The organism is Alteromonas sp. 5NS40-0096 (assembly GCF_057544385.1).
Genome location: NZ_BAAJLQ010000002.1, coordinates 435,750 through 447,768, shown reverse-complemented (window position 1 = coordinate 447,768; position 12,019 = coordinate 435,750). Strand labels below are relative to the sequence as shown.

Genomic DNA, 12,019 nt, shown 5'->3' with positions numbered 1-12,019 from the left:
ATGCGACTCAACCTTTGTCAGTCCATGTGGTTAATACTTCGAATAAGGTTTCACGTTGACTTCGGTTCAACGCATAGTAGCTGAATGTTATTGGCTTTGCGTTGAGCTTCTGCAATACGATTTTTCTAGGAAACCTTCCGCTTTGAGTAACCCCTGCAAAATCAGTTTTAGCTACACGCTCACTTTTGCCGTAAGACGCCACAGTAATCTCGGTCTTATCAACAGCAACACAGAGGGTTTTTACACGATTTGGCCCCGTGTTAAACAGTTTTAACCACAAAACATAGAGGAACACCGCACACAAGACAAAGAAAGGCAAAACCACATAGGTTTCAACGGATACACTATTCTGAAACACAACAAGATAAAATATCTGCCACGCCAAAATAGGCAGAACAAACCGATAGGAAATATCGATTATGCACTGCGTGTGAGATTGCTCCCATTTCATACCCACTCCAACTTTTTTGTAATCGAATAACGAGGACGGGTTGAATTAACAGTGTAAACCTCGTTCAACACAAACACGTATGAGCGCCGGACTTGTTAGCAATAATTGCTATAGTCTATCCAAAATGAGTATCACGGATCTCAGGGTCAACACGCGCTCATTAATAACATTTAAAACTGACACAGCTAACAATATAAATAAAGGCCTGTTACTAAGACCTGAACTAAAACTGGCCTGTTTACAGTCCTCATAACCTTAGAACAGACAGTACGGCATTATTGGTTAATCGTTAACTAAACGAATGCAATGAAAAACACACGCAGGACCGGAGCACCTCTGTACACGCTAAACGGACATTTTGTAGGAACGGGTTTACCGTTACGTATTTTCCATCAATAAATCGAATCGCCGTTGCTCTATGTCTGCCCTCTTATCGAAACCCGATTGTTTGCACAGTGTTGGAGCGAACATCTCACAATTTTGCAGTTTTTCCATCGCGGTATCGATTTCTTTTAACAACGCTTCTGCATGAACAGTATTGGCTGCGGCAATTCTTCCTTTGACTATACATTTCTCTTCAGAGGTGTGCTCGGAGTGATCCTTGCTAGGATCTTGCCAGCATGACGAACAAAGTATTCGAAAGTTTTCGGTATGAACGTACACAACAGCATCACTACCAAGAGAATCGCTAATAGTACTAATTTGACCTTGTTCTTCTTGTGTCGCAATAAAGTCGAAGAACTGATATTCCCTTCGAATCAATGTGGCTAGGTGCGGAAATACAGGAACGTCATTCTCTCCATATTTATGGTATGTGATTGGGGCACCATCGATAAGGACCACATCTCCGTAGTCGACTCCCAAGTTTTGATAGAGAACACTCCTAATTATTCCATGGCAGGGACTAAGCCTTTCTAACCAAATGGTCTCTTGTTTACCCGGGTAATCATTTTCCGCACTTCTTTCTGCAAGAGGAAATTCAGCTAATTTGACCTTACAAAATGGGTAGCCCCCTTCAGGCAAATTGAACTGGCCCATCTCTATTTTATTTCCTATTTGCTTCCATATCTTCAGCGCGGTTTCCCCATCTCCAGCCCCTGTTGCACATATACCCAAATTCCAGAGGTAACCGTCTAACGGTTCCTCTAATAACTCCAACCCTTTTTTGTTGGCTTCTAAACCTTCTTTGAATAAACCTCTGGTTTTGCAGAACAGTCCGAGACTGTAGTGATTCGCTGGATTCGACTCATTCAATTTCGCTAGCCGACGGTAACAATCCAAAGACAGCTCATCATATTGGCGAGCCATCATCCTTGTCGCCGTAGACAAGCCACGCAAAAGCATTTCTTCTTCATCTGTTCCACCAGACTTATTCGCCTCAATCAGCGTATGGATGACAGCTTCGAACAGAGGATGCTCAGAAGGAGGCAAGTTCAATTCATCGATATTTCTAGCGTATTCAAGAGCACTGCCTATCGCGCAAATTAACGGAATATTTTCTTGATGGGACTTATAGACTTCGTTCAGAATTTTCAGCCCTTCATCAATATCCAAGTAGCCAATTTCTATTATTTCAACAAGAGCCTCAGCCGCGTTCGCATCATTCGATTGCGTCATGATCAATGGTTGAATTGATTCTAACGCCAAATCATATTGTTCATTCTCAAGCTCAGAAATGGCTTGTTCTTTTATTGTCGATATTGTTTTTGTGGAGAGTTTTTTCTTGAGGAAGTTAATCATTTTGAGCTATTGAAGTTCCATTTTAAATACATCACAGGTGCAGCGTAGTTTTGGTTTAGCCCTATTCAATAATGACTCTTTTGAGCATACCAGAATAAGAGTGCTAGGTATGTCATTTGTCGACAACATTCCATTGGATAGCGTTGGCAGGGTGCCTAAGAGCAAACTGGAATGACAGCATTCTATTTACAGCTTTACAGCCCAACTGAGGGGCAAATTAACGCTTGGCTTTAATCTGGAACACAGTGACAAAAGCCAAGCTTTAATTGTCCCGCTGTAGTTACTTGTCAGGTGTTTGCAACACTTCTGTTTCAGTAGTTACATACTCGAAACCACCAATGAATCTTTGGAGCAAGTTATAAAAAAAGCACATAATGGCTACTGAAACATATCCGAAAATTAAATACATTATGGGGAACATGACAAACATCGTTGTAGGAAATTCTATAGGGTTACCATTTTGATCTGTACTTGGCATTCCCATAGACATAATAAACATCATAGGAATGAACATTGGCAATGTAGCTACTGCCATTAAAATCCCGAATACTTTGCCATTTTGATGGGGTGATAACCTTTTTATTTGTTTCTTCATTGTCTACTCCTTAATCCATGACATTGAAACAGCTAACGCCTCAATGTGGGGCGCATAAATGCATGGCTATAGTTAGCGACGGAGGAGCGCAAGCCATGCGTTTTGCGTCCTAGCCATAATTGACGTGTTATGTTTCAAACCCACAATTTTCAGCGATAAAGGGTGCCTCGGTTTGCTGATGCTATATTTACATAACAATTGGTTAAGTGCTTAATATATCTTGTATTTAAGTCTATTTTAATTTTAAAGCCTGAGAAATACTTACCGTTTAATTGATACTTAAGCATCGAGACATGGTGTTCCCAGTGATAAGTTTTTCTGAAGTATTCTTTAGCCTCTTTTTCACTAGAAAAGGAAAACACTAATTCTAATTTACGAGATTCTAGCTCTGGGTGATATTTTCGAAGTGACTCAACTACCGTTTCGATTCTTTCCATGATCACCTGAAACATAACACCTAGATACGGAGCAATTGCTTGCATGCACGGATTCGTGCTAGCGAGCTTGATCGGCTTGCTAGGGCTTATTACCACACCAACTTCCCTTTAAAAAAACTTTCTGCTTCATTTAATGTTTCTATTGAAGATGTAACTGCATCACTTAAATCAAAAGCCCTAACTTTTAATTCTTTATGGTTATCCCAAAATTGACGACTCACTTTAGCTACACAACAAAGTAAATCCCCTTCGAACATGTCACCTGAAACCAACAAATTATCTTCCAGAATGTCGAGGGCCAATGGTATTAAATATTGCAGTCCAATTTCTTGGCCAATAAGCATACGAAGATTTTCTGGAGTCAGCTTGTGTAGAGGTACTTTTCTGAGTTTATGGCAACTTATAGCTAAATGGGATTCGAATCCCGGAGGGTCCCAAAAGTCGTTTTCCAAAACTTCCAGTGTTTTTAATTTATCCATTGCATCATCCTAATGGCCTGGCTCTATGGCCCGCTTAATGGGCAAATAATTAGCTCAGCTAAAATTCAGGAGCGCCGCGACGGCAGCAAAGCTTCATATGTCCCTTAAAGCGCTCGTTATATGGTGTCTCTATCAAATTCTTGTGTAACTTTTGACTCAAATATCTTAAACAACTTGACGATTGCATAATAGGGTACGCTCGCTTCAAAGGTGCTAAATTCTATTTTTAGTTTTGTATCATTTCGAAAAACTTCAGCAATGAAGACTTCTTTTCCATTTATTACCTCGTTTAACTCAGCACCAAGCCCGTCACGAATTACATCACTAGCTATTGTATAAGTAAAAACTCGTCCATCGATTTCAATCATAGTGATGCCTAATAATCCCCTGATAAGTGATCTGAACCTAGTTGTGTATTTTGCGGTAGTGTCGCGTTAAATCGCAAAACAATTAACTGAGTGGAGTTCCAATTAATTGCCTAGTTAACACTGATTAGTCCACAGTTGTTTACTCTTAAAACCAAGCCGACCCAGCTCCGTGTTTACCGAGCTTGATTCCTCAACACTACCAGTTGAAAAATGAGATTCTTTGTTCTGAAGAGCTTTATCAACGATAGTTTTTGCGTCTCGAATGTTTAAGCCAGACTTAGCCCTAATAAGTCTTGTTGCAGCAACCTTGTTCGCCCCCTCTCGCCAGCCAAAAACGGCTATTTTCTCCGATAGTTCTCCGTATGGGTCACCACAAGACTCCAAGGCTTTTACATATTTCTCCGTTGGATGTGCTGAGCCCGTTTCGAATACAAACCCAGTTTTCTTACAAACAAGGATTGGACCAGCTCCGGCGGTCATGTCTCTAATATCACGAGACTTTATATATTCATTGTTTTGGTAATAGAAAGCGAAACAAGTAGCGAACTCCTGTGTAGACTCTTCCATCAACGAGAAACCTTCCCGTTTTCCAATCACCTGTAGATTGGCTATTTTCTTTGCTTCTATTTCGTTCATGACTATTTGATTGCTAACAATTTAGTAGTGGGCAATGTAAGTTTATGTGCCAAGCATGTGCTCTTTTCTGTCCATAGTGTCACAATTATCATGTTTATCAAAGCCAAGCGCGGTAAAGGCTGTAAGTTGGTTCCTCTGACTTTAATGGGACAAAAACGTGCGATTGAGTCGTTTTCCTGAATATTGAGGAAAGTCACTTGGCTTGTATATAACCACAGATACCTCGCAGCACATCTGCGAGCATCATTTATGGGCAGAAAACGCTTAAAGACACTGTCAGATTGGGTTTCGCTCTTTCACTGGAAGTGTCAGGTCTAGGTGATGACTAATCCATATTAGAACTAAGAAGAGAATGCATCCGATATCCACATTGTTGCGATGGAATTGATCATTAAGGTGCTTTTAAAAATTTTTTGATTGATACGCGATCTTCAAGTACCTGAAAAATATGGCTGTTGTTGTTATGGATTTGACCAATCACATCGCTTCCTTGCACCTCAAAGCTTAATGTGTACAGGCCACCTTTGCCTTGAACAAGGGTCGTCGCTCTGCCTTCATTTACGAGATTGGATACCAATGTAGAATTATCCAAAAGGTTGGCAAGTTGCATTGTGAGGACTTGATAAGCTTCTACTTTATCCATTACGTACTACATAAAAGTATCCACGGTGGCATTATTTGAATACCACTGCTTCTTACTACTGCGATGTCAGCGTTGCCATTTTCCTTGATAGTAAAATCCGTTCTGAAACCTTGTGCGCTGCTGCACCAGCCGAAAGTTTCAAATTATTGCATTACCACATTCGCTTCATACTTTTCGCCGTTGGGTTTTAGCATGAGCAAGGTTACGGTTTCACCGGCCTCTTTTTGCAGTGACTTCTTTGCTTCTGACGCCGAGCACCCTGGAATTTCACAACCGTCTACAGCAACGATATCATCGCCAACTTGAATCCCTTGTTGCTCAGCAGAGGAACCCTCGTCTACCGTTTTTATGGTTGCTTGTTTGACTTCAGGGCTAAAGAACCCTGACACTGTCACATCCAAACTGAAACCTTTATCACCCGCCTCGGCCAAGGCTGAAGACGACAACATCAGTAAACCAACCATCGTAAAACAGCGTTTCATTATTTTTTCCTTAAAATAGATTAATTAAGCCTGTTATCTGAAACACGCCACATGTTTAAGTAGTGAGACATTGATAACAAACTGCGCACTTAACTACTAGCATTTGCCTGTAACAAAATTTGTATCTCGGTTTTATTCAGGCTTGTTGTGCGCTTCACTGTCAGGCCAATATGTGCTCTCAACAGAATGTTTAGTCACTCGATAGGTATGCCTAGCGGTATAAAAAAAGCCCCATTGAGGGGCTTTTTTTCGCTATTCAACACGTTGTTGTTTAGAACTCGTATACGTCAGCTTTGCTCAACAAGGCTTCGGCTTTGATTTTGTCCTGAACACACCGTCGCACCTGCTCATTAGAGAAAACATACACGCGATCTTTTGCTTCTTTACCCGATTCGATGCTGAAATTTTTGAGCACAAACGAAATGTACTCGTCGTTTGGTAAGGCTCTCAGCCCACCACCAAAGCTACACAAGGCATTGCCGATACTTGATTCAAAGTTAGCAAGAAAAGACTTATAGGCTTTTTCTCGTGCTTCTTTTTGAATAGCAGCGCGCTTTTTCCTTTCAGCCGCGAATTTTTCGACTTTTTCTTTGATCTCAACTTCTTTTTCTTTGATCTGAGCCATCGCCTTTTCTATTGCTTTGGCTTCTTTGTCCAACTCTTCCTTTTCATCCTTAGCACCTGCTCTCAACCTAAATTTAAGGTCACGAAGCTCTCGTTCGTACTCGCGGCTCTCCCAAGACAACTCTCTGCCTTGTTCTTTGAGCTCTCTCAAGTGTTCACTTAACTGTGCCATTCCTTCCTGCACTTCGTGCATCGCCTCAACTGTGACTTCTTCCCAATCCACATCACCGCTGAATTCAAAAGCGAAACTGCCGTCGCCAGGCGCATCCCAGTTGCTAGGAAAAAACTCAACTAAGCCTTCTGTCAAATCGCTAAATACAAAATTGTTACCGCCAGTACTGATTTCAAAAACCACACCTTGATTGGCGAGATATGACGCCTGAATAGAGCGGTATCTCAACCCTTTGTCGCCGTTTTCTTGTTTCAATGCGGTGTTTACAACACCCGACATAATCTCTAATTCATTGTTTAGTTTCGTCAAATCAGCTGTCATCGCTTGACTAACAGGTACTGCGCCTAACATACAGGCTAAAGTAAGTGCTCTAATCATGGTAAACCTCGGCTCAATCATCGTTTAATACGGTATCGTTCTCTGGATTCAGCTCATCGGTATAGGCCGAGTCCAAAGAGTAAATTTCTTGTTGAAGAGAATTAAGTTGTCTGGCGTAAAAACGCTGGTCGTCTTCTCTTTGTTCGTTAATAAATTTAATCAGCTCTGCAAAGTCTTCTCGTCTTTCCTGACGACTGGAACTCAACAAGTATTCAGTCAATTGCGCGCTGCTTTGCTGTTGTTGAGTCGTCAACGCATCGACATATTGGGAGAACATCGCTTGGTTAGATTTCTGGTAGTCTGCAACTTTCTCATCAACAATGGCGGCTAACTCGCTTTGAGATGGGCCGCTGCTAAACCCCATCGCTATTCGTCCATCCTCGACTTCAATGCTAAATCCCGTCACTACCATCACCATTGCCATCGCCGACATCGCCATTGATACTGCTGGAAGCCCACTCCACTGCCACCATTTTGGCTGTTCTGTCGCGATAAACGTGCTTTCCATGTCCCAAGAAGGGATGTCCGATTGCTCAAATTGTTGAGCGGTAAAACTGACACTATTCGCCGTTTCTACATGCTGAGAAAAACTCTCATCATGCAAACACAAATACTCAAATTGTTCGCGTTCGTTATCGCTTAACTTATTTTCAAGCCACTTCGCAAGTAGCTGTTCGCGGTCAATATCCTGCATTTTCGACCTCCAAATCTAATTTCAATTTTGCCAGTGCACTGTACAATCTCGACTTCACTGTATTCGGTGAAACACCCAACTGATCGGCGATTTCATCAAAAGTAAATTGACCAAAAAACTTGAGTTCCACTATCGCTTTTTGCGCCAATGGCAATTTCTGCATGGCACTTGTGAGCGTCACGCTGGCGCAGTCACTCAACAATGTCTGTTCGGGCGTATCTTGCTCACATACCGATTCTGGTATGTCATCGTAACCTTGCTCTGGTCGCTTACGCCGATAAAACTCCATACAACGGTAGTGAGCAATGCGAAACAGCCAGCCTTTAAAGGCACCTTCGTTTCGGTAATTGCCCAAACTTCTAAACACAGATACAAAGATATCCTGCATCAGGTCTGAAGCATCGTGTCGGTTTCCCGTCATACGCAGTCCATACTGGTATATGGCTTGTTCATAACGTTTTATCAGTGTGAACCAAGCTTTTTTATTTCCCTTCAGGGCTTGTTTAACAAGCTGTTCATCACGCTTTTCAAACACCTTCCTGTCCTCAAAAGCCGTTTACTGTTTGACTATAATGTCGATGGGGGTTGGGATAAAGTTTGATTTATTTTGAATTTTTTTCGTTTTTCTTTGAGTAAAGGGAAAAACGGCAGGAAAAGAAGTCATGACTGGCTTATAAAACCTGAGTCATGACTTACTCAATAAGCTATTTCAGCAAAGGAACGGGCAACAGCGGGGAAAGGATTTCGGCTATACGACGGAACAATTGCATTCTTGTCGTGCCGGATCGCCAAACCAAACCGATTTCTCGAAATGCCTGATCTTCTGCAGCCAACGGCGCAAGGTCAGTATTTTCGATAATGTGTTGATTAAGAGCGAGCTCAGGTAAAAAGGTATAGCCCAATTTACTGTTTGCCAATTGCACAAGGGTATACAAGGAACTCGCTGCTAACGAACTTACTTGCTCGCTGTGTTGCAAGCCGCAAGCACTTACCGCATGACCAGTCAGACAATGCTCTCGTTGCAGCAGAAACACACTGTTTTTGGGCAACGAGGAAATATCCATAGGATCGGGTAGCTGGGACAGTAAATCATTGTGCGCAACTAAGTGGAAAGGGTCATGGCCGATAATCATCTGTTTACAGCCGGGGGTTTCCATTGGTAGGGCGAGTATCAACAAATCCAGTTTGCCGTCGGTAAGCTGCTCCAGCAAATTATCTGTTGTATCTTCTTGTAACTCTAACCCGATATCAGGCAAAAAGGCTTTAAATGCGCCTATCATCCCCTCAAACATAAATGGCGCTATGGTAGGAATTACCCCTAGCTTTAACTGACCGCGCTGCCAATTTCCGGCGTTTTGTGCATACTCAACCAGCTCTCCCGCTTCTTGTAACAACACTTTACTGCGTTCAACAACATCCAAACCAAGCGAGGTAAACACAAAGGTTTTGTGCTCTCTCTCGAGCAACTGGCTACCAAAATGCTCTTCGAGATTTTGAATCGCTGTACTCAGCGTCGATTGGCTAACGTTACATCTTTGCGCAGCTCTGTGAAAATGCTGCTCTTGATGCAGTGTGACGAGATAGTGTAAATGCTTCAAATTTGGCCAGCGCATTGCAAACACCTTTACTGATTAAAATTAACCTTATTAATCTAACACATGAATTAAAAAAAGACATTACTTGATCTCAATCAGATTCGTTTCATTAAAATCGGCCCTCTTGTAAATCACTGCTAAGCTGAAATGAGAGTTGATAAATGTACAAAGGACAGTTCGAAGTGAAAGGTAGATATCGACATTTAGTTTGTGTACTAACAGGCACGCACCACCAAGAGGAAGTGATCGAACAAGCACTGCATGTCGCGAGAAATCATCAGGCGGAAATCAGTATGCTGCTTGCCCTCGACGAACTTCCCCCTAATGCTCAAATGATTATGCAATCTGTTTCCTACCTCGAGTCGACAGAGGCGATGGAGGTCATGGCGAAACATTGGCTGGATGACCAAGTATCAAGCTGGGACACCGAGGTACCAATAAATGCGTCTGTCACCTTCGGTTCTCAAACAGCTAACATCATAGCTCTCGTCGAAAAAACACAAGCTGATCTAGTCATGAAACAAGCAGATGATGACGTGCTCGAGCGTTGGTTTGGCAATGATGATGTCAACTTACTTCGACAGTGCCCATGTCCGGTATGGATAACTCACCAAGGCCAAGCTGAAAAGTATAAAACGATCGTTGCCGCGGTGGACTTAAACTATCACTACGCCCCAGACGTTGTTGCGCAAAAGCGCGCACTGAACATGGAGATACTGCGCCATGCTACTCGTATTGCTCTTCTAGAGTTTGCTCAACTTCACATAGTGCACGTATACGATGTGGTACCAGAAAGCATATTAAGAGATGGCTTTATTCAATTTGATCAGCCTGCGCTGCAGGAAGAAAAGGCGTTAATTGCGCAAGAACGTCAGACTGTACTTGATGAGTTAATGGCGATGCTAGCGAGTGAGGTAGAAGACGCGACACTAACCTTCCTCAAGCCCACGACGACACTTATTGAAGGCGAGCCAGCAATAAAGTTAGGGCAATTCGTAAAACAAGCCGACGCAGACTTATTGGTAATGGGCACGGCAGGACGAAAAGGGGTAGCAGGCTTATTATTGGGAAATACGACTGAATCCGTTATTCACCAAGTTGAATGTGCTCTCGTCGCTGTCAAGACGCCTTAATTATGACTAATTCACTGTGTTAGGTAGCTGTGAACAACTAGATGGCGGTACGCAAATCGTGATGGCATGCTCATTTTCGATGAACTGAGCACCGACAGAAGTCGCGATTGCCAGTAAACTTTTTGACGGTGTATCAAGGTAAAATCGCCCAGTGATGATTCGATTGTCTGGCCCGTCCAAACGAATGGGTTTTCGACTGTAACGTTGAAACTCTAAGATGACATCTCCCAAAGAGGAGCCTTTAACCTCAAGCCAACCTGAGCGCCAACTGGGCAATTGGTTCACAACGAAAAAGTCACTTTCAATCGCGTTATTTGCGATAACGACGCCTTGCCCTTTGGTCAATGTTCTGACTTCTGGAGTTTTCAGTTTTACCACACCTTCGTAAACACTGATGATTAACTCTTCGCCCAATAAATCAACATCTACCGCGGCATCGGAGATATCAGCTGTAGTGGAGCCTATTTGTACTAAGAATGGGCGCGCTGGTTCATAGACCACGGCAAAATACACTCGCCCAGCGATCAGTCTGGCAAGTCGCTGCTGTGGGTTAGAATCCACATCAATTTTACTGTCGCCGTTCATGTATATCACTGAACCATCTTTTAAGACATAGGAGCCGCGACTGCCTACAGCAGTTATGTAACTGCCTTTTTGCATCATATCAGGCTCTTCATTGTACGTTGGCGGCGATAAGTGATAACTCGCTAACTGGGTCGTCAAAAAAATCCAAGTCAATCCACCAATAATTGCAATCGTTATTGCACTTGCGACCCAGGGAATGCGCTTAGGTTGATTGAGCACGGGAGACGCGGTTTGATTATGTGATGTTTGCGTCTCATTGACGGGTGGTTGAGCAAACTGAGCGAGTACCCGAGACACTTCCACGTGACTTGCTGCTTGAGCAATGGAATGAAACGCGTCTTGATGGGCTTTAATCGTAAACCATCGCGCAAATGCTTGTTGTGCATCATGCTGCAGGTGAGGTTGCCGTTCATACCAATCAGCGGCTTGCGTCAACACGTCAGATTGGAGTGGGAAACTGTTTTCTTCCCGCGTCACAAATGCCAAATCGATGAGCACACAGACTAAATGCTGTTTAACCACATCGAGGTGGGTGTCCAACCTTGTGGCGACGTCTTCTCTGGATAACCCGAGATGAAACCGCTGAATAAAAGCGCTACGTTGCTGTTCCGACAGCCCTGCGAATAAACTCTCTAGTTTGTCTTTGTCGACATCGTTTATCTGCGCGTGTTGATTCGTCGCCAATCCCACAGAAAACCATCCGTGTTGACGCAGCACCAAGCGAGAAATCGCCAATACCTGTGCAATAGGACTCTCAGTGACATCGAGTTCGGAGGAACCTGCGAGTTGTTGAAGAATGTCTCGTACAAACTGACTTCTCATATCCGAAACGGGCACATACGCACTAACAAACCCCTCAACCACAGCTTTAATATCTGCTCGAGACGCTAGACTCTGGGTATCGAAGTGCTTTTTACCAAACGGACTTTCTGACATGAGACAACGCTGAGCGCCCTTGGTTAACAAACAATAGAGAATTCGAAGAATAACAAGAGTATAAACGAATT

At 43.0% G+C, this 12,019-nt stretch carries 15 protein-coding genes; 1 reads left to right on the top strand and 14 read right to left on the bottom strand.

Going from position 1 to position 12,019, the window contains the following annotated elements; translation table 11 throughout:
- Window positions 1-7: 7 nt before the first annotated feature.
- The 13 genes from AC27G9_RS07865 to AC27G9_RS07805 form a co-directional block, all read right to left on the bottom strand.
- Window positions 8-451: a hypothetical protein gene (locus AC27G9_RS07865; RefSeq protein ID WP_487072808.1), complete on the bottom strand. Its 444-nt coding sequence runs from the start codon at window positions 449-451 to the stop codon at window positions 8-10.
- Between the two features lie 378 nt (window positions 452-829).
- Entirely contained in the window at window positions 830-2,191 is a 1,362-nt protein-coding gene (locus AC27G9_RS07860; RefSeq protein ID WP_487072806.1) for a tetratricopeptide repeat protein, read from the bottom strand.
- Window positions 2,192-2,471: 280 nt separating this feature from the next.
- Window positions 2,472-2,786 carry a hypothetical protein gene (locus tag AC27G9_RS07855; protein ID WP_487072804.1) on the bottom strand — a complete coding sequence of 105 codons (315 nt, stop codon included), beginning with the start codon at window positions 2,784-2,786 and terminating at the stop codon, window positions 2,472-2,474.
- Between the two features lie 149 nt (window positions 2,787-2,935).
- Entirely contained in the window at window positions 2,936-3,268 is a 333-nt protein-coding gene (locus tag AC27G9_RS07850) for a hypothetical protein (protein WP_487072802.1), read from the bottom strand.
- A 44-nt stretch (window positions 3,269-3,312) separates the two neighbouring features.
- Window positions 3,313-3,702 carry a contact-dependent growth inhibition system immunity protein gene (locus AC27G9_RS07845; protein WP_487072800.1) on the bottom strand — a complete coding sequence of 130 codons (390 nt, stop codon included), beginning with the start codon at window positions 3,700-3,702 and terminating at the stop codon, window positions 3,313-3,315.
- A 116-nt stretch (window positions 3,703-3,818) separates the two neighbouring features.
- A complete protein-coding gene (locus tag AC27G9_RS07840) occupies window positions 3,819-4,070 on the bottom strand; it encodes a hypothetical protein (protein ID WP_487072798.1) in 252 nt (83 codons plus the stop codon).
- A gap of 114 nt (window positions 4,071-4,184) precedes the next feature.
- Window positions 4,185-4,706, bottom strand: coding sequence for a hypothetical protein (locus AC27G9_RS07835; protein WP_487072796.1), 522 nt, complete (start codon window positions 4,704-4,706; stop codon window positions 4,185-4,187).
- A 391-nt stretch (window positions 4,707-5,097) separates the two neighbouring features.
- A complete protein-coding gene (locus AC27G9_RS07830) occupies window positions 5,098-5,349 on the bottom strand; it encodes a hypothetical protein (RefSeq protein WP_487072794.1) in 252 nt (83 codons plus the stop codon).
- A 143-nt stretch (window positions 5,350-5,492) separates the two neighbouring features.
- A complete protein-coding gene (locus AC27G9_RS07825; protein WP_487072792.1) occupies window positions 5,493-5,831 on the bottom strand; it encodes a PDZ domain-containing protein in 339 nt (112 codons plus the stop codon).
- 271 nt (window positions 5,832-6,102) lie between these two features.
- Window positions 6,103-7,005, bottom strand: coding sequence for a hypothetical protein (locus tag AC27G9_RS07820; RefSeq protein WP_487072790.1), 903 nt, complete (start codon window positions 7,003-7,005; stop codon window positions 6,103-6,105).
- 13 nt (window positions 7,006-7,018) lie between these two features.
- The gene (locus AC27G9_RS07815; RefSeq protein WP_487072788.1) at window positions 7,019-7,699 is read right to left on the bottom strand and encodes a hypothetical protein; all 681 of its coding nucleotides are present in this window, start codon (window positions 7,697-7,699) and stop codon (window positions 7,019-7,021) included.
- Window positions 7,686-8,234: an RNA polymerase sigma factor gene (locus tag AC27G9_RS07810; RefSeq protein WP_487072786.1), complete on the bottom strand. Its 549-nt coding sequence runs from the start codon at window positions 8,232-8,234 to the stop codon at window positions 7,686-7,688. The genes AC27G9_RS07815 and AC27G9_RS07810 overlap by 14 nt, the downstream gene beginning before the upstream one ends.
- Window positions 8,235-8,403: 169 nt before the next feature.
- Window positions 8,404-9,312 carry a LysR substrate-binding domain-containing protein gene (locus tag AC27G9_RS07805; RefSeq protein WP_487072784.1) on the bottom strand — a complete coding sequence of 303 codons (909 nt, stop codon included), beginning with the start codon at window positions 9,310-9,312 and terminating at the stop codon, window positions 8,404-8,406.
- A gap of 143 nt (window positions 9,313-9,455) precedes the next feature.
- On the opposite strand from AC27G9_RS07805, the gene AC27G9_RS07800 reads away from it, so the two are divergent.
- Window positions 9,456-10,427: a universal stress protein gene (locus tag AC27G9_RS07800; RefSeq protein ID WP_487072782.1), complete on the top strand. Its 972-nt coding sequence runs from the start codon at window positions 9,456-9,458 to the stop codon at window positions 10,425-10,427.
- 6 nt (window positions 10,428-10,433) lie between these two features.
- Here AC27G9_RS07800 and AC27G9_RS07795 read toward each other — a convergent pair whose 3' ends face one another.
- The gene (locus AC27G9_RS07795) at window positions 10,434-11,948 is read right to left on the bottom strand and encodes a FecR domain-containing protein (RefSeq protein WP_487072780.1); all 1,515 of its coding nucleotides are present in this window, start codon (window positions 11,946-11,948) and stop codon (window positions 10,434-10,436) included.
- Window positions 11,949-12,019: the final 71 nt, after the last annotated feature.